The organism is Sphingobacterium sp. CZ-UAM (assembly GCF_002000245.1).
Lineage (GTDB): Bacteria > Bacteroidota > Bacteroidia > Sphingobacteriales > Sphingobacteriaceae > Sphingobacterium.
The window spans coordinates 2,256,519-2,281,893 of sequence record NZ_MTCM01000001.1 but is presented as its reverse complement, the minus strand read 5'-3'; the positions used below and the strand labels follow the sequence as shown (position 1 = coordinate 2,281,893).

Sequence of the window (25,375 nt, the reverse complement as noted above, 5' to 3'; positions counted from 1 at the left end):
TTCACTTGATTTTAATAGCCCTTGGTGCTTATAAGAGTATGAAAGTTTTGTTTCTAACGTTCATATAGTTCTATCGGAAGCTGATCAGGATCGGTAAAGAAAGTGAATCTTTTTTGTGTTAGCTCGTCGATCCTTATCCCTTCATGTGCGATACCTGCCTGTTCTAATTTATGTATTTCCGTATCTAGATTATCGACTTCAAAAGCTAAATGCCTCAGTCCGGCAGCTTCAGGAAAACTCGGTCTACTAGGTGGGGAGGGAAAGGAAAACAATTCAATGATGTAAGTTTCGTTGATTTTTAAATCCAATTTATATGAATCCCGTTCTGCCCGATAATGTTCCTGCCAGATTTCAAGCCCGAGGACTTCGGTGTAGAATTTTTTCGATCGTTGATAATCACTGCATATAATCGCAATATGGTGTATTTTGTTTAGGCTTAATTTCATTTTGCTCTTTCGTATTGTTTTGGCCAAGGGATGTCTACCGATAATTCTTTTGCAAAGTGTAATGGAAGATGGGGATCATCCAAAAAGCCCCGGGCAATCATAATTAAATCTGCCTGATTTCGATAATATCTGCGGCCTGAGTAGCTGTTTTAATAAGTCCAACAGTAGCGGTCTTGGTTCCGGTTTTTTCTTTGATCGCTACAGCAAAAGGAAGTTGATAGGCGGGGCCAACATCAATTTTTTGATGTGCAACCGCTCCACCACTTGATACGTCGATGATATCGATACCCTGTTCTACCAGAAGCTTTGTCAGAGCAATGGACTGATCCAGGTCCCAACCGTTCGGGGCCCAGTCTGTCGCTGAAATACGTACCCATAAGCTTTGTGTTGTTATTTCCTGTTTTACCCTTTCGATGATCTCCAGCAAGAAACGTATCCTGTTTTCAAATGTACCACCAAATTTGTCTGTTCTCAGGTTGCACAAAGGGGAGAGAAATTGGTGGATGAGGTAGCCGTGTGCTGCGTGGAGTTCGATGATTTCATAACCAGCTTGAATCGCTCTTTGGGTAGCTTGTCCAAACTGTTCGATGATTTCTTCGATCTCATTTGTTTTAAGCTCTCTGGGGACGTGATCTGCCGAATGGAATGCCAATGCAGATGGAGCAACGGTCTGCCATCCTAGGGCTTCTGAAGGGGCAAATTGGCCACGGCCAAGCCAGGGCTTGTTGCTACTGGCTTTGCGGCCCGCATGCGCGAGCTGAATGCCGGGGATAGCATCATTTGCTTTGATAAAAGTTGTTATTTCTTTGAGTTTGTCAATATGCTGGTCATCCCATATCCCAAGATCTCCATAGCTGATTCGGCCTTCGGGCGCTACGGCTGTTGCTTCCTGTATGACTGCTGCTGCGCCACCAATTGCAAATTGACCAAGGTGGACAAGATGCCAGTTGTTTGCAAATCCCTCTTCAGCAGAATATTGGCACATGGGGGAGACGACTAAGCGATTTTTCAGATGCAGGGAACCGATGTTTAGGGGTGAAAATAGTTGACTCATATTTTTTTGTTTATTGTAAACATGAATTGGTGAACTTCCTTCTGGGGACGGTAGTAATGATCAGAAATAATTTTATTGTGGGGTTTGGTATGTTTAAAGCCCCACAATAATAACCTTATGGATTTGTCGACCATAAAGAGGCTGATTTTAACATCGCTCTTTTAGGTAATTTTAAATTGGCAATAACCAATTCAGCGAAATCCTCCGGTTGTAATACTTTTTCTGGATCACCGTCAGTTAGACCAAGGTCTATGGACATATCGGATGCAATGGTACTTGGTGTCAGGGTACAAACCCGAATGTTATTTTTACGTACTTCACGCATCAATGAATCGGCAAATCCAATGACACCAAATTTTGACGCGCTATAGGCTGATGTGGTAGCGGCCCCATTTAATCCGGCAGTAGAAGATACCATGATAATATCGCCCTGATTTTTTTCAATTAGTTGAGGCAGCACTGCTTTTGTAACAAAATAGGTTCCCATTAGATTAACATTGATTATCGCAGTCCAGTCTTGCACGTCCATCTCCATGACAGAGGCGAAGGAAGATATGCCCGCATTGTTGACAAGAATATCAAAGTTGCCAAAGGTTTCATTGAGGTTTTTAATTCCCTGCTGTACCGCCTCGTTATCTGACACATCAAATACGGCATATGTAACTTCTGTACCTAAAGCGGTCAATTCGGCAGCAGTCTGTTTTAATGCTATTTCGTTTCTTCCTGTAATTGCAACATGCACGCCTTCTTTAGCCAATGCAACAGCGATGGCTTTCCCAAGCCCTTTTGCTCCACCGGTCACTAAGGCCCTTTTTCCTGTTATATTTTCCATCGTATAAAAATAAGAATGATCTCCTGGATTACTGTCAAATGAACCTCAAAAGAAGGCTTATTTGAGCTTTTTAATGATGTTTTCTATAATCGGATAGGTGTTGGCCCTTACTTCGTCAAATTGCTCTATAGAACGCCATTCTGCCTTTGTAATGTCTTCAGCGGTTTGTGGTATGAGTTTGGGAACTTTATTAACGCCCATTTCATACCAGTTGGTTGCCTTTAATACAAATTCTCCATTACGTAAATAATAGGTGTGGTAAGATGTTACGATCTTTTTTCCCAGATAGTTGATTTTAATGCCACATTCTTCTTCTACTTCACGTACGGCAGCCTCTTTCATTTTTTCATTGTCTTCTACTTTGCCTTTTGGGAGATCCCATTTACCCAAGCGGTAGATAAAAAGGTAATCTCCGTCACCGTTTTTAACCAATCCGCCAGCTGCCTTGATGATTTTCAACTTACTTTTTAAATTTTGAAATACGGTTTCGAAATCCTTATTGACGTAGAGATAGGTCTTTGGAACTTTATCAATTTCAGATTGTTTGAAAAGTTTTTGAAGTTCAATGTCTTGAATACTAATTGTTTGCGTGTTTTTTGTTTTCGAAGGAACGAAATCGGCTAAAATTAGCACGGTTTCGTTCATATAAATTTTATAAATTTGCGCCATGAATAATTTAAATGAGGTTGAACAAAAAGTTGCTGAATCCTTATTGCAAATTAAAGCAATAAAATTGCAACCTAAAAGTCCTTTTACATGGGCATCGGGTTGGAAGTCTCCAATTTACTGTGATAACCGTATCACTTTATCTCATCCAGCGATACGTACGTATATTCGTCAGAAGCTTTCTAAGCTTATTCAAGAAGAGTTTGGATCCGTGGATATGATTTCTGGAGTTGCTACGGCGGGTATTCCACAGGGCGTGTTGGTTGCGCAGGATTTGGGCTTACCATTTTCTTATGTTAGAAGCTCAGCTAAAGATCATGGTCGTCAGAATATGATTGAAGGTGAGGTCGTTAGTGGTCAACGTGTAGTTGTGGTTGAAGATTTAATTTCGACGGGCAAAAGCAGCCTGATCGCAGTCAAAGCATTGCGCGAAGCAGGTTGTAATGTTGTCGGATTGGTTTCCATATTTACCTACGGATTACAACAGGCAACTGATAATTTTGCTGATGCGAAATGTCCTTACTTCAGCTTGTGTAACTACGATGCATTGATTCAAGTTGCCGCTGAAAATAGTTACGTATTGGAAGAGGATGTTGAAATTTTGAAAAAATGGCGATTGAATCCTGCGGGATGGGGTGAGAATTTTCAATAAAGAAATAATAACCGTTATGACTACTATTCAGAACACGACAGAAATCAGCAGAAATGTCAGCGAGGTATTTGCTTTTCTAACTGATCTCAATAATCATGAGCAGTTAATGCCCGAGAATATCTATAATTGGTCTTCCACAGCAGACGAAGCACGGTTTACCATTCAAAATATGGCAAAATTGGCGCTGAAAGTTGATGAGCGTGTAGAAAATCAAGTGATTAAATTGATTCCATCTGAAAAAGCTCCTTTTGAGGTAACATTGCGATGGGAACTGCAGGCATTATCTGATACGGTAACAAAGGCTACATTTATTATCGATGCGGATCTGAATATGATGATGAAAATGATCGCTGCAGGACCGCTTCAGAAACTGATTGACTTTCAGGTGAACAAGCTGAAAACTGTACTGGGATAGCAAGTTGTATTGCGGAGCATAACATAAAAAAGCCCGATCGTTAGATCGGGCTTTTTTATGTTATGCGATTCGTTCATTTACTTTTTTCCAATTGACGACATTCCACCAGTTTTTGATGTAGTCTGCCCTCTTGTTTTGATAATGCAGGTAATAAGCGTGTTCCCAGACGTCAAGCCCCAAAACAGGGATGCCTTTTACTTCTGCAACATCCATTAATGGATTATCCTGATTTGGCGTAGAAGTTATTTTCAGGTTACCCGAATCGTCAAGAATCAGCCAGGCCCAGCCTGAACCGAAACGGCTCGTTGCAGCAGCAGCAAATTGCTCCTTAAATTTGTCCAATGAGCCAAAGGCCTTATTGATCATCGTTAACACTTTTTCTGAGGGTTGACTTGCTTTGTCGGACAGGCTTTCCCAAAAGAAATTGTGGTTCCATGCGCCACCGGCATTATTTCTGGCTTTTGGCGAATATTTGGATATATTAGCTAAAAGCTGCTCTTCTGAAGTTTCCTTGATAGCTTCGGCAACAATGGCTTCGTTGACAGCATTGATATAGGCCACATGGTGCTTTGTATAATGGATTTCCATCGTCAGGGCATCAATATTGGGCTCCAATGCTGCATAACTGAAAGGTAACTTTACTTGAGAAAATTTTAAGGTAGCGGCATTTAATTCAGTTGCTTTCGCGGAAGCAATATCTTGTAATATTGATCCAGATACAGCAATACCCAATGTGGCTTTTGCTGCATTTTGAAGGAAGTTTCTGCGTGTTTGCATATAATCTTATTATAATAAGTTTCGATATAAATATAACGTGAAATTCCACAAATATTGTACGAGAATTGTCTGTCAATTGTAATACAACAAAATTGTTATAAATTGTCCGTGTGAACGCTATTTCTATTCCGGTTTTTACATTTGTGTAAGCCAAAATTCGACAGTATATTTGAGCTATGTATGCATTACGAATAGCAAAGATAATTCCTCAACCCAATAATAATATCACTTTTCAGTTGGAACCTCTTGATGGTAAGTACCCTAGATATAAAGCTGGACAGTTTATTACACTTTCATTTATGTTCGGTGATCGGGAGGTTCGTCGTTCCTATTCTTTTAATAGCTCTCCGGATTATGATGAACCATTAAGTATCACTGTAAAACGTGTGGAAAATGGGGAAATCTCGCGATTGCTTCATCATACGATTGCCGAAGGGGATATCGTTCAGGCTATGGAACCGCAGGGATTATTTACCTATGAGCCTGAGAAATATAAGGTCAGAACTTTATTTCTATTTGCTGCGGGGATTGGTATAACGCCTTTGTATTCCATTCTTAAAACGGCGCTTCTTACGGAGAAGGAGTCCAAGGTTGTGTTGGTTTATAGTAATCGATCTGCGGATCAGACACCATTCCGTGAGGAGTTGGAGGGATGGGCCATGCAATTCCCGGACCGTTTAACGATTATCTGGATTTATTCCAACAGTAAGTATCTAATGAAAGCCAGGCTGAATCGGGATTATATTCTTTCCATTGTCAAGGATCATCTTGTCGGGAAAAAAGAGGATGCTTTATTTTACACATGTGGCCCAGTGATTTACATGGATTTATGTCGTTTTACACTTTTGGGGATGGGCTTTGATACCGACCAGATAAAAAGAGAAACATTTTTATTGCCCGAAAATGAAGAGGATGATGACGATGAATCCGAGAAAGCGATCGATACAACATCGTATCAAATCAGGTTACATTTTCAGGGCAAAAGCTATGATCTGGAGGTCCCGTATAATAAATCTATTCTGGATGTGGGGCTGGAACATAAAATCAAATTACCCTATTCCTGTAAATCCGGAATGTGTAGTACATGCATTGCGCAATGTTCTAAAGGAAAAGTAAGAATGGACTACAATGAAGTATTAACCGATCGTGAAATGGAGAATGGACGGATATTATTGTGTACCGGTCATCCGGTGGTCGAGGGAACCGAAATCGAAGTGCTTTAAAAAAAGCCTGGGTTTATCTTGTTTATTTGATGAATTGTAGGTATTTCAGAATAATATTTCAATAATATAATTGATTTTATTTGTTTGTTCTGTTTTGGCGCCAATAAAAATTGCATATCAAAGCAAATTTAACTAAGTTTGGGTATAACCGTTTTTATATCCAACTATTATGGGAAAATTACTCTGGAGCCCGACAGAAGAACAAAAATCTCGATCTGAGATCAATAAATTCAAACAGTATATCGAACAGCGATATCAATTATCCTTTGCGTCTTATCATGATCTATGGGCATGGTCAACTGCACATGTTGCTGATTTTTGGCAGGATATTGCAACTTACTTTAATTTAAAATTTCATTCAGATTTTACCAGTGTATTAGCTCTTCCGGCGAACAGGGATGACTTTTTTGGAGCAAAGTGGTTTAGTGGAGCAACGGTAAACTATGCGGAGCATGTATTTCGTTGCGAAACAGATGCCCGACCGGCTCTTATTTTTCAGTCGGAACAGCAGCCTTTGCGCGAGATCTCCTGGAAAGAGCTAAAGGTCATGGTGCTCAGATTACAAATTTACCTACAAAATCAAGGGGTTAGGAAAGGGGACCGGGTTGCTGGGGTGCTGATCAATGGAGTGGAAGCTATCGCGTTGTTTTTAGCTACGAATTCAATTGGGGCGGTTTGGTCATGCTGTTCTCCAGATTTTGGCGAAGCAAGTATTCAGGACCGTTTTGAGCAGATCGAGCCTAAGGTGCTTTTTGCAAATGCAGATTACTATTACAATGGGCGTCTTTTTGACAAGGAAGATAGCATACGTAAGCTTGCTGGACAATTGCCGTCTTTGACAGCCTATGTTTTTATCGATGATAAAACCTGGCAAATGATCATGGATTCGGACGTTTCACAACATGAGCTTAAGTTTACTGCAGTAGCTTTTGAAGATCCCATATGGATCTTATATTCTTCGGGGACGACGGGAAAACCTAAAGCAATAACACATGGGGCTGGGGGGATGTTGTTGGAACATATGAAAGCACTGGGGCTGCATCAGAATGTGCAGCAGGGGGAAAGGTTTATGTGGTATTCCACAACAGGCTGGATGATGTGGAATTACGCTCTTTCGGCATTATTAATGGGAAATACACTGTGCATTTATGACGGAGCAACGAACTATCCGGATAAATTGAGCCTATGGCGGTTTGCAAAAGAAACTGCTGTGGATCATTTTGGTGCAGGTGCTGCCTACTTAATCTCCTGTCAGGATCAAGATCTGAAAACATTGAATTATACCCCAAAAACAATTGGATCTACGGGGTCTCCGCTGCCGCCTGCTGTCTTTGAATGGATACAACAGCAATTTCCGCAAGCTCAGATTATTTCACTAAGTGGTGGTACAGATGTTTGTAGCGCATTTCTTTCGGGCTGTACATTGCTTGATGTGTATGCCGGCGAAATACAATGCCGTACATTGGGGGCTAAGATAGCTGCTTTTAATGCGGAGGGAATAGCTGTGTACGATGAGGTGGGCGAGCTGGTTATCTTGGAGCCGATGCCCTGTATGCCAATCTACTTTTGGAATGATTATTCCAATGAGAAATATTATGATAGTTACTTTGATAAGTATCCTGGTATTTGGAGCCATGGCGACTGGATTAAGATCACACCAAATGATGGTATCATCATGTATGGACGTTCTGATGCGACACTGAACCGTGGTGGAGTGCGTATCGGAACAGCTGAAATTTATAATGTGTTGAATGCAACGGATGAGGTTCAGGATAGCTTGGTCATCTGTGTTGATCATGAAAACGGTTCTTCTGATATGTTGCTTTTTGTACAGATCAAAAATGGTGTGCTGGATGATGAACTCAAGGATAAAATAAAGAGGTCTCTTCGAAGGGAATATAGTCCCCGGCATGTGCCGGATGAAATTTTTGAGGTTTCTGCTATTCCTTATACCTGGAGCGGGAAAAAGCTGGAACTACCTATTAAAAAGATCTTCTCAGGTATAGCTGTTGATAAAGCTGTTTCAAAAGATGTCATGCGAAATCCGGAGGCTGTAGATGGGTTTGAAGTTATCAGCAAAACCTGGCGTACGTTGTAAACAGCATCAGATTTGTTGAGCCCTTTAAAAAAGCCCGCCTGCATCATAGGTACAGGCGGGCTTTTTATTACTTGAGCTATTGTTGTCTGCTCATTTTTCCTATTATATGGCTACTTATACCTGAATTACCCCCACATTGTATCGCTCAACAATAGGTTTTTCGTTAGCGGCTTCTATTCCCATGCTGATAACTTTTCTGGTTTCCGCAGGGGCAATAATTCCATCGACCCAGAGTCGGGCAGCGGCATAATAAGGGCTTAATTGTTCATTATATCGGTCTTCAATAGATTTCAATAGTATATTCTTTTCTTCTTCATTGATTTCCTTCCCTTTGGCCTTCAATGCGGATTCCTGGATTTGGAATAGCGTTTTGCCGGCAGCGGCGCCGCTCATGACGGCCATTTGGGCGCTTGGCCAAGCATAGATCAACCGCGGATCATAAGCCTTGCCACACATCGCGTAATTTCCCGCTCCATAGCTGTTGCCTACAATGAATGTAAATTTGGGTACGACGGAATTTGCCATTGCATTGACCATTTTGGCACCATCTTTAATGATTCCACCTTGTTCCGATCGGCTGCCGACCATAAACCCAGTGACATCCTGAAAGAAGACGAGCGGAATGTTTTGTTGGTTGCAGTTCATAATAAAGCGAGCAGCTTTGTCCGCGGAGTCGCTGTAGATAACCCCACCCATTTGCATTTCCATTGCATTTCCGGGCTTCTTTGCTTTAATGATTTCCCGTTGGTTGGCGACGATGCCCACAGCCCAGCCATCTACACGTGCAAGTGCGCATACAATGGTTTTGCCATAATCGGGTTTATACTCCTCCAGTGTTTCTGCATCAACAATCGCTTCGAGGATATCTTGCATGCGGTAAGGTTTGGTTCGGTCCTCCGGAAGGATTTCTATAATTTTTTCGGGGTCTGTTTTTGGAGGCAGGCTTTCCTTTCGATTGAAATTAGCTTTTGCATGTCCGCCGATTTTATCAATTACGTTTTTAATGGCGGTAAGGCAACTTTGGTCGTCGGGGAATTTATTGTCCGTAACACCTGATATTTCGGAATGTGTGGCGGCGCCCCCGAGTGTTTCGGCATCTACAATTTCTCCAATAGCTGATTTAACCAAATATGGTCCTGCCAGGAATACAGATCCAGTGCCTTCGACAATGAAAGCATAGTCCGACATAATGGGTAAGTAGGCGCCGCCCGCAACACAGCTGCCCATGATTGCGGAAATCTGTGGAATGCCCATGGAGGACATGCGCGCATTATTACGGAATATTCGTCCAAAGTGTTCTTTGTCGGGGAAAATTTCGTCTTGCATTGGTAGGAAAACACCTGCAGAATCCACTAGATATATGATCGGAAGGTTGTTTTCCATGGCGATCTCCTGTGCACGCAGATTTTTCTTGGCCGAGATCGGGAACCAAGCTCCAGCTTTTACGGTGGCATCGTTCGAAACAATAACGCAAAGTTTAGATTTGACATAACCTAAAACAGCTGCGCAGCCTGCATTGGTACAGCCTCCATGTTCTGTATACATGCCCTCTCCTGCAAACATGCCTATTTCGAGGTACTCCCGATCTGGATCCAGTAAGTACGTTATTCTTTCCCATGCCGACAGTTTACCTTTCTCCTTTAGTTTTTTGATTTTATCGATGCCACCACCGAGTTTTAAATTTTCTCTTTTTTGGCGAAGTAATGCGAGCAGCTCCTTCATAGTTTATAATTCTGGTTTAAAAAGCGATGTAATTAAGAATTTCTTATTTTTAGATAAATTTAAAATAAAATTTTAAAATATTTGCAATTTTATTCCTAAATATTTTGATATATTTGAATTGTATTACCGATTGTAAATTTAATATTCATGCTTATGTTTATTGAAAATAAACAACAAATGGATATGATTAGACAGAGTGCACGAGATTTTGCACAGTATCATATCAAACCTTATGTGATGGAATGGGATGAAGCCCAAATATTTCCAATAGAAGTTTTTAAAAAATTAGGTGAACATGGTTTCATGGGCGTTATCGTTCCCGAGGAATACGGAGGTTCGGGCCTGGGTTATCAGGAGTATATCACCGTTCTGGATGAAATCTCCAAAGTTTGTGGATCGATCGGACTTTCGGTGGCGGCACATAACTCATTATGTACCAATCATATTTTGAGTTTTGCTAATGAAGAACAGAAGAAACGCTATCTTCCGAAACTGGCTACTGCGGAATGGATTGGTGCTTGGGGCCTCACGGAGACTGGCTCAGGCTCGGATGCCGGTGGTATGACCACCTTTGCTGAAAGGGATGGGGATTATTATGTACTGAATGGTTCGAAGAATTTTATTACACATGCCATTAGTTCGAGTGTCGCTGTTGTGATCGCTCGGACGGGGCAAAAGGGTGATAAAAAAGGAATGTCTGCTTTTATCGTTGAAAAAGGTACACCGGGATTTACTGCAGGAAAAAAAGAAAATAAACTGGGTATGCGTGCTTCGGAGACGGCATGTTTATTTTTTGATAACTGTAGGATTCATCGTGACCAGCTCATTGGGGAGGAAGGTCAAGGATTTGTACAGGCCCTAAAGCTTTTGGATGGCGGAAGAATCTCCATTGCGGCCCTTTCTTTGGGAATTGCGCGCGGCGCTTATGAATGTGCACTAAAATACGCGCATGAAAGAGAACAGTTTGGGAAGAAGATTTATGATTTTCAGGCGGTTTCATTTGCCTTGGCAGATATGGCTACCCAAGTGGAGGCGAGTGAGCTATTGACTCGTCAGGCGGGTTATCTCAAAGATCATGGTGAGCGCGTGTCCAAAATTGGCGCAATGGCCAAACTGTATGCTTCTGAAGCGGCTGTAAGTGTTTCAAATGAATCTGTGCAGATTTTTGGTGGATATGGCTTTACAAAAGACTATCCTGCGGAAAAGTTCTTTCGTGATGCCAAATTATGTACAATAGGTGAGGGAACCTCCAGTATACAGAAGATGGTGATTGCCCGCGAAATTGAAAAAGATATTTTATAGTATAATATGAGAGATCAGGTTGTATTGGTCGATTGTCCACGAGATGCCATTCAAGGGCTGCATAATTTTATTTCAACAGATAAGAAGGTTAAGCATATCAATACGTTGATAGCAAGTGGTTTATTTGATGTGATTGACTTTGGTTCTTTTGTTTCTCCAAAGGCGGTTCCGCAATTGGCAGACACAAAAGAAGTCCTGAATGGTATTTTGAAGAATGATCGGGTAAAGTTATTGGCAATTGTCGCCAATCTGAGGGGTGTTCAAGAAGCTGTTCAGTTGGAGAAAATAGATTTTATAGGTTATCCATTTTCTATATCAGAAACCTTTCAGTTGCGCAATACGAATAGGGGGCTGGAGGATTCTTATCAGCAATTGAAGGAAATGAAAGTCCTGGCTGATAGCTATGGTAAGACATTAGTGGTGTATCTTAGCATGGCTTTTGGTAATCCTTATGGTGATTTCTGGTCGGTAGATCTGGTCAAAGAATGGATCGATCGGCTTATGCAACTGGGGATAGTGGAGTTTTCTCTGGCCGATACGACTTCAGAGGCGAATGTCGGACAGATTGCTGAGCTCTTCGGCCTTGTCCGGACGCGTTATCCGCAGCTCGCTATCGGGGCGCATTTTCATGCCAGGCGAGAGGATAGCCTAGCAAAGGTTCAGGCCGCCTACGATGCCGGCTGCCGTAAGTTTGAGGGGGCATTATTGGGCTATGGTGGATGTCCATTTGCCAAAGATGATTTGGTTGGAAATATTCCATCGGAAATTTTGCTGGATTTTTTCGGTAGGGGGAGTTTGGCAGAAAAGATGGCTTTGGAGAATAGCTTTAGACAGATGATCTTGTAGATAGAATAAATGGAAAAATTGAATTTCATAAAGGTACAACGCGAACAGCATGTATTTATATTGACGCTGGCGCGATCGGAGAAAAGGAATGCTTTTAGTCCGACCATGGTGAGTGAGATTGCCTATGCTTTGGCAGTAGCTAATGCGGATCCGGAGATTCGTTTGATACAGGTTGAAGCTGAAGGACCCGTATTTTGTGCCGGAATGGATCTGAAAGCTTTTGAAGATCCTTCGGTTGACGAAATTAATCCTCGGATTCCCAAAGTCGAAAAATCGCTTGCCGAATTGTTTGCTGATTTAAATAAGCCGTCAATATGTGTTGTTCGAGGCGATGTGATTGCAGGTGGATTTCTAATTGCCTTATCCTGTACTTATTTGTTAGCTACGCCACAGGTGCGATTTTCATTGCCGGAAGTCAAGATCGGCCTTTTTCCTTTTCAAGTATTGGCCTTGCTTCTGGAGTATATGCCTGAACGGAAAGCAATGGATCTTTGTATTCAAGGTAGGTCTTTCTCTGCGGAAGAGGCGCTGGAAAAGGAGTTGCTTTATGCAATTTTGGAGCCAGAGGAGGTTGAATTGGATGCATTGAAAAGAACAATTGTAGCCAATGCGCCTCTGGCTATCTCAAGGGGCTTTGGCGCGCTTCGTAGATTAAAAGATGGTGCATTAACGAATAAATATCCATTTCTTTTGGATGAGCTTGCTAAACTTCGTCAGACAGCTGACTTCAAAGAAGGGATGGCGGCAATGCGTGATAAACGAAAGGGAGAGTGGAAGAATAGCTGATCAAAAAGAACGGAAACTTGGTCTACTGGTCAAAGGAGAAAATTCCCAGGGAATGGAACTTAAGACAATCAGTAAAGCGAGACCAAACCAAATGAGTAAAATTTTGAAACGTCGATCATATGTATCGGCGTTTTTGCTTTTTAGGCCACCGATAAGCAGAAAGATTGCGGCAAGAATCATCATGCTGCTATGCTCCATTCCGAAAAAACGGATCTGTCGTAAGTGTACAGCTATTTCGAAATGTGTCAGAAAATATTGTGTGATCGGACTTAATAAATAGAGTATGATACCCATTAATGCTTGCATATAAAAAGCAATAATGACTGCCTTTTTTAAGAAATTATCGATAGGGGTGAAGGGGAGTCTCTTCTTTTTTTGATAAGCAAAACGGAATAAACTAACTATAGGAATGATCAAAACAACCCATCGCCAGGTGGAATGTAATGCTAAAATAAAGGCGTAAATAGAAGTCATAGCGATACAAAGATGGACATAAAATACATTAAAAAATACTTCAGTCGGTTGATTATTGTGACGACAGCGAAGCAGATTCGGGTTAAAAATGATTGCTAAGTGCTATCATCGGATGAGAAGATGATAAAAATGATCTTTGAATTTGATGTGATTTTTTGGTTTATATAATATTATCATAAATCTGATTATTAATTTATTATGATTTTATTTTATTTGATATTAACTTAGAGTTAATTGGCTTCTTGGTGCTACAGATGCGGTTTTCGACCAGATTGTAGGTGGTGTCCAGCTCAAAAAGGAGTTGGTGAATACCGATTTTAATTGACTTTACTCTGCAGTCTTTTAATACGCGGTTTTTGATGCCTTTTAAACGATTTGAGGAGCTTTTGGCGTGCTGCAGTGTCTTTCTGTCATTCCGATAAAAAAGTGTCTGTAATGGGCTGATTTTAGATTTTGTAATGGAGCTGGTTTTAAATATGCACAAAAATAATGCATGATAACTTGTTTAATCCATTATGAATTTCATAATTTGTTTGTTTAATTGTCTTTTTATCAGTATAAATATGTTTGTTATATAAACTTATTGTTTGTTATTCTTTCTGGTTTTTAGCTTTACGATCAGCTACCGAGCTGGTGGTCAGATAGCCTTTAAAAGTGATAAAACAGTTTTATTTTTTTTACATATTTTTTGGAATCATCGAGGATTAGTATCTATATTAGTGTATTAATTAAATAATACAGTAGTATGATTACTATCCAAAATCTAAATTTCAGTTATAGTAAGTCCAGACCACTCTTTCTTCAAATGGATCTCAGCTTGAAGCAAGGGCATATCTATGGATTGCTTGGAAAGAATGGCGCGGGTAAGTCTACCTTGCTAAAAAATATTGCCGGCTTGGTATATCCAGTTTCTGGGCTGGTTGAAGTCTTGGGACACAATCCAGCACGACGGGAGCCTTCTTTGTTGCGGGAGATCAGTTTTATTCCGGAGGAATTTTATTTGCCTGCGGTAAAATCTGAACAATTTTTAAAAGCCAACGCGGGGTTTTATCCCAATTTTGACCGGGAATACTTCTCCCGCTTGATTAAAGAATTTGAAATCCCGGTAGAACAAAAATTGGCGGAGATGAGCTATGGGCAGAAAAAGAAATACATTATTTCGTTTGGTTTGGCTTCTAATACGAAAATCATCATTATGGATGAGCCCACGAATGGTTTAGACATCCCTTCGAAAGTGCAGTTTCGTAAAATTATGGCTTCGGCCATCACAGATGACCGTTGCGTAATCATCTCAACCCATCAGGTGCGTGATTTAGATAATCTGATTGATGCAGTTATTTTACTTGATGAACACAAGGTGGCGTTGAATGCTTCTGTTAACCTGATCACGGATAAGCTATGTTTCAAAAAGACGAAGGAGCTGTCTTTTGATGTGCTGTATGCAGAGGAGGCGCTTGGAGGCTTCAATGTGATTCTTCCAAATACACTAGCGGAAGATTCCAAACTGGATCTGGAGTTGTTGTTCAATGCTGTTTTGCAACAAAAAGAAAAAATTACAAATCTCATTAAAGTCGATGAATATGTCAAACCTGTTTAATACTACACGTTTTTTTGCGCTGATCCGTAGGCAATGGGTCGGTTTTGGACGAATATATCTGATGTCAATAGGTGTGATCGCCGGTGTAATCTTTTGTTTTTATGCTTTCAACGTGGGGACCAATTATGATCGTCTTCAAAATGATTCTGCACATGCTTATTCGATATTGAATTTTAGAGCGCCTTTATTCTGTGTATTGGGATTGTTCTTTGTGACGGTGATCTCGAGTAGTTATTTTGCTGATCTGGGACGCAAGACAAGGGCAATTTTTGAACTGATGATACCGGCGTCGCAGTTGGAAAAATTTATGGTCGGTATTTTTTATACGGCGATCGTTGGGATCAGCTCATTTCTGCTGATTTATTACCTGATCGATTTAGCCTTTGTGTCGTATTTAAGGAGTTTTGGTCCATCCATTAGAACGGAGGTCAATGAGCTTGGTGAGCAGATAACAGTAGAGTTCTGGCAATATTTTTATAGTGTGGATTATCCAAGCGGTGCATATTATGCCTGTTTTTTACCTTTCGTATTGAACGCCATATTTTTAATGGGAGGGATTATTTTTAAAGGTTATCAATATATCAAGACCGCAATCTCATTGTTGCTTTATTGTGTTGTCTGGATGTCTTTTTTTGTGTATCTCATGAAAACACAAACGGAAAATACAGTGGGCCGTATGGATGAGAACTATTGGTCAGATTCAAATCACATCTTTGCGCTAATTACAGTGACGGGGATAATGCTCACATTGATATTCTGGGGGATTGCCTTTTTAAGGTTAAAAGAGAAGGAGATTTAATATGGAATTTAATGCCAACAAAGCGATTTATCTACAGATTGCGGAATATGTATGTGATCATATTTTAATGGAAACCTGGAAAACGAACGACAAATTACCATCGGTACGGGAGCTGGCAGTTCAATTGGAGGTTAATCCGAATACAGTGATGCGGACCTATGATATGCTGCAACAGAAGGAGATTATCACAAATAAACGCGGAATTGGTTTTTTCTTGACCGCGGATTCTGTCCGGAACGTTAAATCTCACCGGAAGACGGTTTTTTTGGAAGAGGATCTTCCCTTGTTCTTTCGGAATATTTATTTATTGGAAATTGGTCTAACTGAATTGGAGCAACGTTACAGACAGTTTGTTGAACAGAATTTTAATCAAAATGAATCATGAAATTAAGTACTAAATTATTGATAGGGCTCGCTATATTCCTTTTTGTTGTTCCGACATTGGTAGCCTCTTATTTTGTTCGCATCAATAGGGTCGATGCAAACGTTTATCATGCAAATGTAGAAAAAGAGGTGTCAAATCCTAACGCGGCGGATGTTTATTTTCGGTCGTTTCCTGTTGGGAAATTTGATAAGCTGCAAATCCTTGGTTCAGATGCAAGGGGGATAAATTTACATGTGGTGAAAAGTGATAAGTTTATGGTGAAGGTAAATAAGAGTCAGGCGGATCTTGTAAAGACGAAGATAGAAGCAGATGGTGTGCTCGTGCTGGATTTTTTGGAGGGCGGTGATAAGTATTATAAGTCGGTCTATATTTTTACACCTGATCTGAAAATCCTAAAATTGAAGAAAGCGGATATAAACGAGTTTTCGGCAAAACTTGATGAGTTCACTATTGTTGGTGACAGTGTTGAGAATTTTACTTTAAGTGGAGAAACAGCCATCAATACGCTCAATTTGGTTTTGACGAATTCGCATATAGATGATTTTGGATACCGTGACGATAAAAACACGGCACCTGTCAGTCATTTACGTGTTGATATTACAAATACCAATCTAGGGCTACCGCGTGTGGATTACAAAACTGCTGATATTCTAGCTAAGAATTCGGAGGTCTATTTTAATAGAAAAGGGGATAAATCTAGAGTCGATGTTTTGGATATCAAAACGGAAGGAGTGTCTTCAGTCCGACTTGATAGTTTGCAATGGAATACATTGAATGGGCGTTTGTCAAATGATACAAAAATTGATTTACCAGTCCATGCGTTGCGTAATCTGATCAAATAGTCTTCTGTATTGATTTCGGTAGCCAAGATCTGGCGGACAAGTATTTGCTATGTAAAGAGCTCAAAATCCCAATAAATGGAATTTTGAGCTCTTTTGTTTATCATGATCTAAGGGGTAATCAACGCTGCGATCTGTTGATCACTTGTGACACCGGGTTCCAGCGCAATCAGTTTAAAATTACGGAAATGAATCTCAGATCCTTCGGATTCGAGACAGAGATAACCTTTTTTTACAGTTGAATTGCGTATCCCGTTGACAAATTTTCCGTTAACGGCCAATTTGATCGTGCCATCAATACATACGATTGTATATTTGTTCCATTCGCCTTTTCCCTTAGCCCTGTTTTCTATGGATTTGCTCCGTGTGCCGCGAGGGGTGTCTGGTATTGTCGTGACCCCACCTACTCCAAATAATTCGCCGTGTACGTAGGCAATTGGCGCTTGCTTACCATCAATATGATTCTGATTTACCCAGTCCAATTCAAGCATTTGCACTTCTACTCCTCCAGGTAGTCTTCCGGCTGGATCAGGTTTGGCGTCTGACCAAACGAAAATTCCTGAATTGCCGCCAGCGTATTGATGGTTCCATTCAACATGGATAATAAAGTTTTCGTACTGTTTTGCAGAGCGCACTACACCTATTGGTTTTCCCTTGCAAATAAGATTACCCTTCTCCATGCGCCATGTGTCAGGGTCTGTGTTGACATTGATCCAATGAATTTTTTCTGGTTTTTTCTTGTTTAATATCCAGTCATTCCATTGGACTTCGTGTCCAAAATTAAATAACGTATTTTCTTGGGCAAGAAGGTTACTATTGTTAAGCAGTAAAATGCCGAAAATGCAATAAATAAGTCTTTTCATAAGGTTTTAGAGCTTAGCTAAATTTTGTCTTTCCCGGTGTAGCAATAGGAGGTCCATCTATGTTGAGCTCCCAGTTGTAAGACGATAACTCAGGGCCAAGACTTTCTTTCGAATTTATTACTTGATCAAAGGTTAGGTTTTGACCTGTATAGCCCGCCATACGCGCCCAAATAGCGAGTAGTGTACTGTTGGTCATCCACTCGCCATCATTGATCGGTTTGTTGCTTCTGATTGCAGCAAACAGTTCATCATGTTGCGTTTGGTACATGTTGTTTTTTGCTCCGGTGTAATTCCAGTCCGTTTTCCCGGTTATTGTATGTTTACCTCCAATGATAACTTCAGCCACACCTTCTGTTCCTAGCATGCTCACAGAATTTCTAGGGGTGGCTCCTGCTTGTTGTCGACAGAAGTGTGTTCCTATTGCTCCATTTGCATACTTAAATTCTATGGCAAAATGGTCGTAGATATTTCCATATTTTGGATCTACACGGACTTGTCGGCCGCCGGTACCCATCGCTGAAATAGGCATGATGTCACCCATTGCCCAAGACATCATATCCAAACTGTGTACGGCCTGTTCTACTATAAAGTCACCTGAAAGCCAATTGTAATAAAACCAGTTTCTCATTTGTTGGGTCATTTTATTCCATTCTGGACGAGGTTCGATATAGGTCGCTTCGCCGCCATAGCGGAATGTACTGACTGATCTTACTTGGCCTATTGCACCCTTTAAAACTTTAGTAAATGTAGCTCGGTTTGGAAGATCATAACGGAAGCAGAAGCCGGAAACAAGCGATAAGTTTAATTCTTTTGCTTTTTTTACCGATTCCAATACACTGTGCAGTCCCGGTACATCAACAGCCATAGGTTTTTCACAAAAGATATGTTTTTTTGCGTTAACAGCAGCTTTTAAATGTAGAGGTCTAAACGCTGGTGGAGAGGTGAGCAGTACCACGTCTACATCACTATTAATGACTTTTTCAAAGGCATCAAAACCTAAGAACTTGTTTTTTTTGTCAACTTTTACCTGTTTAGGGCGAACTTCCATCAAAGCGGCATAAGATTCGTCCATACGGTCCTGGAAAACATCTGCCATAGCAGTAATCTGACAGTTTGGATCAGCCTGCAAGGCCTGGATGGCAGCACCTGTACCTCTGCCGCCGCAGCCTATAAGTCCGACCTTAATGATTTGATCCTTTGATTGGCCTGTAAAAGATAACAACGAGGAAGTTGGAAGGGAACTTCCCAGGGCAATAATGCCAGATTTTTTTAGGAATGATCTCCTTGAGTTTTGTGCTGAATGGTTATCGGAATCGAATGACATATTGAAATTTATGTTTATAAATGAATATAATGGTATTAAGTTGTTGACGGTCGTAATATCTTTTTTGTTTTGATCCAAAAAAGATTACCGATTATCCGGGAAATACAGAAGTTGATTTTCGATGCTCAATCTTACAGTCTAGAAAATAAGTTTCAAATTCGAAATAATTCTTTTTATTTCTCTTTTTTAACATTTCGAGCAGTAGCTCTACAGATTTATCTGCCATAAGACGTGTTGGTTGGGTGATCGTTGTCAACGATGGGTTTAAGCTATTTGCAAAGGGTGTGTTGCTGAAGCCGATTAAATTCATATTTTCTGGAATTTTTACCGCTAGCTTATTTAATATATGTAATACTTTTAGCGACAAGGTGTCCGTTGTCGATAGAAGTGCATCAGGAGGTTGCGAACTGCTTAATAACCCACTTATTTTTCTTTCGAGTTCTTCATCAATATCATCTTTTGGGCTTGAGTATGATATTTCTACAATATTTTGCTCGTTATAGGGAATAGAGCAGTTGAAAAGTGCGTCCCTGTACCCCTTAATTCTGCTGGCATTCCCCCCGATATCCTTACATAGCAGTAGAATAATGTTTTTGCGACCATTTTTTATCATTTCTTCTGTTGCCTGATAGATTACTTTATTGTTTTGGATACCAATTTTAAAGGTGTCAAGTTGATGATTTATCCTGTCAAAAATAATAATCGGACAGATCTGATCCATTATATACATCAAAAGGGACAAACTGGAATCATTTTTTACAGGTGAAATGATGATACCATCAATATTACTTTGCACACAGAGCTCTAATGCTTCTTTTTCTTTTTTTTCGTCGTTGAACGTCTGGAGTAGAATGAGCTGATAATTTGTTTTGGATAATGTAAGCGAGATTTCTTCGTAGAAATCAAAGAAAAATGAACTTGAAATAAAAGGGACGATAATAGCCAATGTATTTGAACGTCCCGTTTTCAGGCTTTTGGCCGAAAAGTTTGGTATGTAGTTGATCTTCTGCGTGTAGGCTAAAATCATTTTTTTTGTTTCCGCACTGATTTCATGACTATCATTAAGCGCTTTGGAAATAGTTCCCGGTGAAAGGTTTAATTGCTTTCCAATCTCTTTTAAGGTAACTCTTTTCATGTTCTCTTTCCTCTCCTTTATTTTATCATTATTCATGTGCTATCCGCTATCGAAATAGGGATGAAAATGTTTTATGAATGCTGCTTAGCAGGTTTAATTGTATTCAGATGATGAATTATTAAATTATAAAGATAAGATAAAAAAAAGTTTTTCAAATGGAGTTTACAAAAACGACAGTAATTCCATGTAAAGACCTGTTTACTGTTGTTTGGGATGAAGGTCTAGGCGAAAGGAGAAAGCAGTAAAAACGAATAATGGATCTAGAATCTTTCAGTTTTCATGAAAGATTCCGTCCCGTATATTATTTTGACCCGCCGAAAAGCTTACTGATTAGCCAGATGACAAGCGCAACGACAACAACAACAATGAGTATACCTGTCCAAACACCGGCTTTAAAAATACTCTCTATCACGGAGCAACTGGTCATTAATAAAAGAGTACTTGACATCAAGGAGAAAAGCGCTATTTTTTTCATAATATATCTATTAATTATTTGTTTCTATATAATAACGACAATTTAAAATGTAAATAGTTTTCAATATATTGATATCGCGCGAATAGTTCGCTCTTTCGGTTTATGTAGACTTTACATCATCAGTAGAGAGAGGTGGCTGCCCCGCAAAAATAAAGCGATGAGGGCTTGAGGCCGATCTTAAGAGCGGAACTTTTGATTTGGGACAGCTCCGAATTGTTTAGATTGCGTTCCAATTAAAATAAGAGAATCAGAGCATGTGGTAAAGTCAGATCGGAGCAGCTAATAGTTAGCTATAATAATTGAACTGATCGCTAGGTATAATCCGTTTTTTTGTCCATGAAATAGAGTGATTCGAAAAAAAGAGCAGGTGTATTTTGCCGATTAAATAAGGCCACATGCGATTATACGGAAAGACCACTGCTTTTCTAAGGGCATGGACTATTTTATGTTTTGCTGATATATTTATTTCGATATTCCTTCGGTGATATGCCCATTACCTTGGTGAATAAGCGGGAGAAATAATAAGGGTCTTCAATACCTAACTGATAGGCAATTTCTTTTATTCGCATGGAAGTGAACTGTAGGTATTGACAGGCTTTCTGAATCTTGAGATGATTGAAATACTCTATCGGTGAAAAGCCTGTTTTCTTTTTGAACAAAAAAGCATAGTGTGACATGGAAATATGCACATGAGCGGAGATATTCTGAAGAGTAAGTATGGATGACATGTTTTGCTGCATGTATAAGATGGACTGATGGATAACGTCAGTCTCATTATCTATTGAAGAAGCTTCATTAAAAATAGGGTCGAATAGAAAGGAAGACAGGAAATGCAATAACAGCATATTGACATAACTAAGATTGTCATGGCTGTAGCCTCGCTCTAGGTGTTTATATAGTTCGTTAAAAAGATCAACCCGGTGCTCATTATAGGGCAGGCGGCCAAAGTAAGTTCCAGTTCGCTGAAAATAAGTCTGTATAAAAGCATCGGCAGTTTGGCCTTTAAAGTGAATCCAGTAAATTGACCATGGATTATTTTCGTCCGCAGCATAACAGTTGGCCTCTCCAGCTGGAATGATAAAGAAATCACCAGGATTAATTAGAAATTTTTTATTTCCCACCTCGGCCCAGCCAAATCCTTCTATATTATAGATCAGAATATGTTGGTCTATTCCTTGCACACGCATCCTATAATGGAATTTGGCTTTCGGGTAATAGCCGATATCTGTCAGGTATGCTCCAGCGATGAGCGGGTTACGGCTACAGTACTTAGAAAGAATAGCTCGAGGAAGTACTATAGCCCGTTGGCCATCAAATCCATCTTTTTTCTTTTCCGTCATCGGGATTAGGTTATCGTAAAATAATCCATCTTTATAAAATATCCGTCCATGTTTTACGCAAACGTTTGTTTTTAGCTTTACATCGAACCTAAGTTCAACTTTAACCAAACTTTGTAAACGTATGAATTTTTTTCTATCAAAACGAACAGTTGGGATAAAGCCATTAAAAGTGCTATCAGGCTTGGTCTTATTATTCCCGCTGTCACCCATCGCCCTACATGCGGAAGTCAACCGGCCTGTCCGTTTCGCGGATAAATGGCGCGCAGACAGCCTCACTGTTCAAGGAAAGATCACAGACCATCTAGGTACGCCGTTATCGGGAGCCACCGTATTATTAAAAGGTACAAAGATAGGTTCAGTATCCAATGCACAAGGTCGGTATACTATTAAACTGCCAAGAACAGAAGGTATTCTGGTCTTCAAATTTATAGGCTATACCGAAAAAGAGGAAGCTGTGGGAGGGCGGTCCACGATCGATGTTACATTAGCGGCGGATGATTCAAAGCTCAAGGAGGTCATTGTTGTAGGCTATACGACCAAGGATAAGGCTTCCGTTACAGGTTCTATTTCCCAGATCGACAGCAAAGCGTTTGAGTCCCGGCCCTTGGTGAATGCCTCTAGTGCTCTACAAGGAGCCATTTCGGGTTTAACTGTGGTGCGGAGCAGCGGACAGCCAGGGCGTCAAGGTTACGATCTGCAGATTAGAGGTTTTTCTTCTGTGAACGGAAATAAGCCATTGGTACTGATCGATGGGGTAAATGGGGATATTTATAGTCTGAACCCAAATGATATCGCAAGTGTTACCGTCTTAAAAGATGCTGCGGCTTCTATCTACGGTGCGCGGGCAGCCGATGGAGTGGTGCTAATTACCACGAAAAAAGGCGCAAAAGGTATTCCGCAGGTGAGTTATTCCGGAAATTTTGGAATTAAAACACCGGACTTTCTCAAGAAAGTAACATCAACCCTACAGTTTGCCGAAATGACGGATGAATCCCTGAAGAATGTGGGACTAGACGGTCTGCCTGCCGGAGTAATGGATAAGATTAAACAAGGTGCCGCCCCTGATCCCAAAACAGGTTGGGTAACTTACCTACAGGACTATCCAGGATTTTATACAGATAACGACTGGAACAAAATAGTCTATGGAAATGCGATCCAGCAAAACCATAATCTGAGCGTGAACGGAGGCGGTGAAAACAGTTCTTATTTGTTTTCTGCTGGTTATACGAATGACAACGGAGTGTTCAATTACGGAAAAAACTATACCAACCGTTATAACCTTCGTATGAACTACGACTTTAAGCTGTTGGACAAAATCAATGTACAGACCAGAAACAGTTACAGTAATGATATTATCCATGAGCCTTCTTCGATTGCGGATGTAATGCATAATATACCACGGATTTTCAATTTTGTGCCCTTAAGAAATCCTCTTGGACAGTATTATACTTATCAGGGGTATGTAAATCCTGCACAGGAATTAGAAGAAGGCGGTAAGCGACAGACAAATTCTTCTGGGTTTGCTTTTAATGTGAAGGCTGATGTAGAGCTGTTAAAAGGATTGAGGCTGACGGGTCAGGTGGGAGTGACCAATAATAATTACTATGATAATGGCAATTATAGAACTTTTACTGAGTACAATTATGAAGGAGGTTTGCAGGGGTATAGGAACCCGCTAAATTCAGCCTATTACACCAGTAACAGAAATATTTATAGATCTTATACTGGTTTTCTGGAATATGCCAGGACTTTCGGCGAGCATAATTTCAATTTGATGGCTGGTACTTCTTTTGAAAAGTATACCGATCTAGGCCAGTCAGTGAGCGCATCCAACTTTCCAGGAAATGAAATCTTTACCCTCGGACTGGCCGATCAAACCAAAGCTGATTATACAAGCCTAAGTGGTTATGATACCGATTGGGCATTAGACTCTTATTTCAGTAGGTTGAGTTATACGTTCAAAAATAAATTGTTTCTGGATGCTACTCTCCGCATAGACGGAAGTTCTAAGTTCGCACCAGACCAGCGATGGAGCGCAGTATTTCCGGCCGTTTCGGCCGCTTATAGTCTAGGTCAGGAAAAATTCATTAAGTCATTAAGTTTTATAGATAACCTGAAATTCAGGGCATCTTGGGGTAAAGCAGGTAATCAGGAGATCGGTGCTTTTGGGAACTATGGTTATATTCCCCTTGTTACCATTAGCGGGGGCTATCCTCTTGGGCTTCCAAATGCCAAATTACCAGGGGCAGTTTCTGGAATTGCGTCAACGACCAGGACATGGGAAACGATTGAAACCACCAACTTCGGACTTGATTTTGGTTTTATGGATAACCGTTTGACTGGAAGTTTCGATGTTTACGATAAACAGAACAGGAATATGTTGGTGAATGTACAGGTGCCGGTTACCCTCGGTGGAACACCCCCTAGCCAAAATCTTGGGCACTTGGTTACGCGAGGTTTTGACCTTTCACTTGGCTGGAAGGACCAAGTCGGTAAATTTAGATATAGCGTGACCGGTATCCTCAATGATAGTAAGAATAAACTTGTGGAGCTAAAAGGGAATGACGTGTTAAAACAGGGGTTGAACTTTGCGCACCAGGGTTATTCTTTGAATAGTTATTTTGGATATGAAGCTGTGGGCATTATTCAGAATGCGGAACAATTGGCTGAATATAAGAAACTAGGAGGTATTCCCTCTAATATTGGACTGGGCGATATGATGTATAAAGACGTGGATGGAGATGGAAAGATCACTGCTTATGGTGATCCGGTCAAGGGTTCGAAAGGGGATATGGTAAATCTAGGTAGTATTTTGCCAAGATATACTTTCTCTCTAAATTTTAATCTGGCCTATTCCAATTTTGATCTATCGTTGATGCTGCAAGGTGTTGGGAAACAGGTGAATATAAGGGATGGTTCTTTTGCGGTTCCTATGAGTGCAATTTACTTTCAACCTTTGGAATATTTCTATAATAAATCATGGACCCCAGAGCATACAGATGCCAAGTATCCCCGTTTGATTCCGGGTTCAGTAGGTTTTGACAATTTGCTGAATTACAACTGGCAATACTCTTCCATGCGGGTAAATGCCCTCTCTTATCTTAGAGTCAAGGTGATTACACTAGGGTATAACGTTCCTGAAGTTTTCTGTAGACGTCTACGCCTGAATGGTATCCGTTTTTATGTTAGCGGCCAAGATCTGTTTACCTTCTCTAAAGGTACTTGGGGGCGTTCTTTTGATCCGGAAGAGGGCTATCAGAACTCAAACGAGGTAACTTATCCTTTTACAAGGGTGAGTTCTGTGGGCCTGAATATTAAATTTTAA

The 25,375-nt window shown here is 40.5% G+C and carries 24 protein-coding genes; 12 read left to right on the top strand and 12 right to left on the bottom strand.

The features are described 5' to 3' along the window. Positions 1–53: 53 nt before the first annotated feature. The 4 genes from BWD42_RS09780 to BWD42_RS09765 form a co-directional block, all read right to left on the bottom strand. Entirely contained in the window at positions 54–446 is a 393-nt protein-coding gene (locus BWD42_RS09780; protein WP_077435458.1) for a VOC family protein, read from the bottom strand. A gap of 103 nt (positions 447–549) precedes the next feature. Next, positions 550–1,500 carry an NADH:flavin oxidoreductase/NADH oxidase gene (locus BWD42_RS09775; RefSeq protein WP_254846205.1) on the bottom strand — a complete coding sequence of 317 codons (951 nt, stop codon included), beginning with the start codon at positions 1,498–1,500 and terminating at the stop codon, positions 550–552. A gap of 115 nt (positions 1,501–1,615) precedes the next feature. Next, positions 1,616–2,332 (bottom strand): 3-ketoacyl-ACP reductase, encoded by a 717-nt coding sequence (locus BWD42_RS09770; RefSeq protein WP_077435456.1) that lies wholly within the window; start codon positions 2,330–2,332, stop codon positions 1,616–1,618. A 57-nt stretch (positions 2,333–2,389) separates the two neighbouring features. Next, positions 2,390–2,977: an NUDIX domain-containing protein gene (locus tag BWD42_RS09765; RefSeq protein WP_254846204.1), complete on the bottom strand. Its 588-nt coding sequence runs from the start codon at positions 2,975–2,977 to the stop codon at positions 2,390–2,392. Positions 2,978–2,999: 22 nt separating this feature from the next. On the opposite strand from BWD42_RS09765, the gene pyrE reads away from it, so the two are divergent. Continuing rightward, entirely contained in the window at positions 3,000–3,650 is a 651-nt protein-coding gene (pyrE, locus tag BWD42_RS09760) for an orotate phosphoribosyltransferase (protein WP_077435452.1), read from the top strand. A 16-nt stretch (positions 3,651–3,666) separates the two neighbouring features. After that, the gene (locus tag BWD42_RS09755; RefSeq protein ID WP_077435450.1) at positions 3,667–4,065 is read left to right on the top strand and encodes an SRPBCC family protein; all 399 of its coding nucleotides are present in this window, start codon (positions 3,667–3,669) and stop codon (positions 4,063–4,065) included. Between the two features lie 60 nt (positions 4,066–4,125). Here BWD42_RS09755 and BWD42_RS09750 read toward each other — a convergent pair whose 3' ends face one another. After that, positions 4,126–4,842: a superoxide dismutase gene (locus tag BWD42_RS09750; RefSeq protein ID WP_077435448.1), complete on the bottom strand. Its 717-nt coding sequence runs from the start codon at positions 4,840–4,842 to the stop codon at positions 4,126–4,128. A gap of 176 nt (positions 4,843–5,018) precedes the next feature. Here BWD42_RS09750 and BWD42_RS09745 point away from each other — a divergent pair, with 176 nt between their 5' ends. Both BWD42_RS09745 and BWD42_RS09740 read left to right on the top strand, forming a co-directional pair. Beyond that, positions 5,019–6,065: a ferredoxin--NADP reductase gene (locus tag BWD42_RS09745; protein WP_077435446.1), complete on the top strand. Its 1,047-nt coding sequence runs from the start codon at positions 5,019–5,021 to the stop codon at positions 6,063–6,065. A gap of 169 nt (positions 6,066–6,234) precedes the next feature. Next, entirely contained in the window at positions 6,235–8,163 is a 1,929-nt protein-coding gene (locus BWD42_RS09740; protein ID WP_077435444.1) for an acetoacetate--CoA ligase, read from the top strand. A 114-nt stretch (positions 8,164–8,277) separates the two neighbouring features. Here the strand turns inward: BWD42_RS09740 and BWD42_RS09735 are convergent, their stop codons facing one another. After that, positions 8,278–9,885, bottom strand: coding sequence for an acyl-CoA carboxylase subunit beta (locus BWD42_RS09735; protein WP_077435442.1), 1,608 nt, complete (start codon positions 9,883–9,885; stop codon positions 8,278–8,280). A 153-nt stretch (positions 9,886–10,038) separates the two neighbouring features. On the opposite strand from BWD42_RS09735, the gene BWD42_RS09730 reads away from it, so the two are divergent. From BWD42_RS09730 to BWD42_RS09720, 3 genes are read left to right on the top strand one after another with little or no spacing between them, the layout of a single operon-like run. Then, the gene (locus tag BWD42_RS09730; protein WP_077435440.1) at positions 10,039–11,187 is read left to right on the top strand and encodes an acyl-CoA dehydrogenase family protein; all 1,149 of its coding nucleotides are present in this window, start codon (positions 10,039–10,041) and stop codon (positions 11,185–11,187) included. Positions 11,188–11,193: 6 nt separating this feature from the next. Continuing rightward, on the top strand, positions 11,194–12,033 hold the full coding sequence (locus BWD42_RS09725; RefSeq protein WP_077435438.1) for a hydroxymethylglutaryl-CoA lyase: 840 nt from the start codon (positions 11,194–11,196) through the stop codon (positions 12,031–12,033). Positions 12,034–12,042: 9 nt separating this feature from the next. Next, positions 12,043–12,819 (top strand): enoyl-CoA hydratase/isomerase family protein, encoded by a 777-nt coding sequence (locus tag BWD42_RS09720; protein ID WP_077435436.1) that lies wholly within the window; start codon positions 12,043–12,045, stop codon positions 12,817–12,819. Here BWD42_RS09720 and BWD42_RS09715 read toward each other — a convergent pair whose 3' ends face one another. Beyond that, on the bottom strand, positions 12,820–13,293 hold the full coding sequence (locus BWD42_RS09715) for a hypothetical protein (protein ID WP_077435434.1): 474 nt from the start codon (positions 13,291–13,293) through the stop codon (positions 12,820–12,822). 745 nt (positions 13,294–14,038) lie between these two features. Here BWD42_RS09715 and BWD42_RS09710 point away from each other — a divergent pair. From BWD42_RS09710 to BWD42_RS09695, 4 genes are read left to right on the top strand one after another with little or no spacing between them, the layout of a single operon-like run. Further along, positions 14,039–14,890, top strand: coding sequence for an ATP-binding cassette domain-containing protein (locus BWD42_RS09710; RefSeq protein ID WP_077435432.1), 852 nt, complete (start codon positions 14,039–14,041; stop codon positions 14,888–14,890). Then, the gene (locus tag BWD42_RS09705) at positions 14,874–15,689 is read left to right on the top strand and encodes a hypothetical protein (RefSeq protein ID WP_139351080.1); all 816 of its coding nucleotides are present in this window, start codon (positions 14,874–14,876) and stop codon (positions 15,687–15,689) included. Before BWD42_RS09710 ends, BWD42_RS09705 begins: the two co-directional genes overlap by 17 nt. Position 15,690: 1 nt before the next feature. Then, positions 15,691–16,074, top strand: a complete 384-nt coding sequence (locus tag BWD42_RS09700; RefSeq protein WP_077435428.1) for a GntR family transcriptional regulator — start codon at positions 15,691–15,693, stop codon at positions 16,072–16,074. Continuing rightward, on the top strand, positions 16,071–16,916 hold the full coding sequence (locus BWD42_RS09695) for a hypothetical protein (protein WP_077435426.1): 846 nt from the start codon (positions 16,071–16,073) through the stop codon (positions 16,914–16,916). Before BWD42_RS09700 ends, BWD42_RS09695 begins: the two co-directional genes overlap by 4 nt. 107 nt (positions 16,917–17,023) lie before the next feature. On the opposite strand, the gene BWD42_RS09690 is transcribed toward BWD42_RS09695, so the two are convergent. The 5 genes from BWD42_RS09690 to BWD42_RS09675 all read right to left on the bottom strand — a co-directional run bounded on the left by BWD42_RS09690 (position 17,024) and on the right by BWD42_RS09675 (position 22,050). After that, the gene (locus tag BWD42_RS09690) at positions 17,024–17,776 is read right to left on the bottom strand and encodes a DUF1080 domain-containing protein (RefSeq protein WP_077435424.1); all 753 of its coding nucleotides are present in this window, start codon (positions 17,774–17,776) and stop codon (positions 17,024–17,026) included. Positions 17,777–17,789: 13 nt separating this feature from the next. Continuing rightward, complete coding sequence (locus tag BWD42_RS09685) at positions 17,790–19,100, bottom strand: Gfo/Idh/MocA family protein (RefSeq protein ID WP_077435423.1); 1,311 nt, start codon at positions 19,098–19,100, stop codon at positions 17,790–17,792. 91 nt (positions 19,101–19,191) lie between these two features. Beyond that, positions 19,192–20,235 (bottom strand): LacI family DNA-binding transcriptional regulator, encoded by a 1,044-nt coding sequence (locus tag BWD42_RS09680; RefSeq protein WP_175992007.1) that lies wholly within the window; start codon positions 20,233–20,235, stop codon positions 19,192–19,194. Between the two features lie 301 nt (positions 20,236–20,536). Continuing rightward, a complete protein-coding gene (locus BWD42_RS24705; RefSeq protein ID WP_175992006.1) occupies positions 20,537–20,710 on the bottom strand; it encodes a hypothetical protein in 174 nt (57 codons plus the stop codon). A gap of 443 nt (positions 20,711–21,153) precedes the next feature. Next, positions 21,154–22,050, bottom strand: coding sequence for an AraC family transcriptional regulator (locus BWD42_RS09675; RefSeq protein WP_077435420.1), 897 nt, complete (start codon positions 22,048–22,050; stop codon positions 21,154–21,156). Positions 22,051–22,171: 121 nt separating this feature from the next. Between BWD42_RS09675 and BWD42_RS09670 the strand changes: the two genes are divergently transcribed. After that, a complete protein-coding gene (locus BWD42_RS09670; protein WP_077435418.1) occupies positions 22,172–25,375 on the top strand; it encodes a SusC/RagA family TonB-linked outer membrane protein in 3,204 nt (1,067 codons plus the stop codon).

What these genes read in the sequence shown, in the direction of transcription:
- BWD42_RS09745 (WP_077435446.1), top strand. Translation starts at nt 5,019, where the DNA reads ATGTATGCATTACGAATAGCAAAGATAATTCCTCAACCCAATAATAAT.
- BWD42_RS09695 (WP_077435426.1), top strand. Translation starts at nt 16,071, where the DNA reads ATGAAATTAAGTACTAAATTATTGATAGGGCTCGCTATATTCCTTTTT.
- BWD42_RS24705 (WP_175992006.1), bottom strand. Translation starts at nt 20,710, where the DNA reads ATGAAAAAAATAGCGCTTTTCTCCTTGATGTCAAGTACTCTTTTATTA.
- BWD42_RS09670 (WP_077435418.1), top strand. Translation starts at nt 22,172, where the DNA reads ATGAATTTTTTTCTATCAAAACGAACAGTTGGGATAAAGCCATTAAAA.
- BWD42_RS09765 (WP_254846204.1), bottom strand. Translation starts at nt 2,977, where the DNA reads ATGAACGAAACCGTGCTAATTTTAGCCGATTTCGTTCCTTCGAAAACA.
- BWD42_RS09675 (WP_077435420.1), bottom strand. Translation starts at nt 22,050, where the DNA reads ATGACGGAAAAGAAAAAAGATGGATTTGATGGCCAACGGGCTATAGTA.
- BWD42_RS09725 (WP_077435438.1), top strand. Translation starts at nt 11,194, where the DNA reads ATGAGAGATCAGGTTGTATTGGTCGATTGTCCACGAGATGCCATTCAA.
- BWD42_RS09775 (WP_254846205.1), bottom strand. Translation starts at nt 1,500, where the DNA reads ATGAGTCAACTATTTTCACCCCTAAACATCGGTTCCCTGCATCTGAAA.
- BWD42_RS09705 (WP_139351080.1), top strand. Translation starts at nt 14,874, where the DNA reads ATGTCAAACCTGTTTAATACTACACGTTTTTTTGCGCTGATCCGTAGG.
- BWD42_RS09750 (WP_077435448.1), bottom strand. Translation starts at nt 4,842, where the DNA reads ATGCAAACACGCAGAAACTTCCTTCAAAATGCAGCAAAAGCCACATTG.
- BWD42_RS09730 (WP_077435440.1), top strand. Translation starts at nt 10,039, where the DNA reads ATGTTTATTGAAAATAAACAACAAATGGATATGATTAGACAGAGTGCA.
- BWD42_RS09735 (WP_077435442.1), bottom strand. Translation starts at nt 9,885, where the DNA reads ATGAAGGAGCTGCTCGCATTACTTCGCCAAAAAAGAGAAAATTTAAAA.
- BWD42_RS09690 (WP_077435424.1), bottom strand. Translation starts at nt 17,776, where the DNA reads ATGAAAAGACTTATTTATTGCATTTTCGGCATTTTACTGCTTAACAAT.
- BWD42_RS09770 (WP_077435456.1), bottom strand. Translation starts at nt 2,332, where the DNA reads ATGGAAAATATAACAGGAAAAAGGGCCTTAGTGACCGGTGGAGCAAAA.
- BWD42_RS09740 (WP_077435444.1), top strand. Translation starts at nt 6,235, where the DNA reads ATGGGAAAATTACTCTGGAGCCCGACAGAAGAACAAAAATCTCGATCT.
- BWD42_RS09715 (WP_077435434.1), bottom strand. Translation starts at nt 13,293, where the DNA reads ATGACTTCTATTTACGCCTTTATTTTAGCATTACATTCCACCTGGCGA.
- BWD42_RS09710 (WP_077435432.1), top strand. Translation starts at nt 14,039, where the DNA reads ATGATTACTATCCAAAATCTAAATTTCAGTTATAGTAAGTCCAGACCA.
- pyrE (WP_077435452.1), top strand. Translation starts at nt 3,000, where the DNA reads ATGAATAATTTAAATGAGGTTGAACAAAAAGTTGCTGAATCCTTATTG.
- BWD42_RS09780 (WP_077435458.1), bottom strand. Translation starts at nt 446, where the DNA reads ATGAAATTAAGCCTAAACAAAATACACCATATTGCGATTATATGCAGT.
- BWD42_RS09720 (WP_077435436.1), top strand. Translation starts at nt 12,043, where the DNA reads ATGGAAAAATTGAATTTCATAAAGGTACAACGCGAACAGCATGTATTT.
- BWD42_RS09685 (WP_077435423.1), bottom strand. Translation starts at nt 19,100, where the DNA reads ATGTCATTCGATTCCGATAACCATTCAGCACAAAACTCAAGGAGATCA.
- BWD42_RS09680 (WP_175992007.1), bottom strand. Translation starts at nt 20,235, where the DNA reads ATGAAAAGAGTTACCTTAAAAGAGATTGGAAAGCAATTAAACCTTTCA.
- BWD42_RS09755 (WP_077435450.1), top strand. Translation starts at nt 3,667, where the DNA reads ATGACTACTATTCAGAACACGACAGAAATCAGCAGAAATGTCAGCGAG.
- BWD42_RS09700 (WP_077435428.1), top strand. Translation starts at nt 15,691, where the DNA reads ATGGAATTTAATGCCAACAAAGCGATTTATCTACAGATTGCGGAATAT.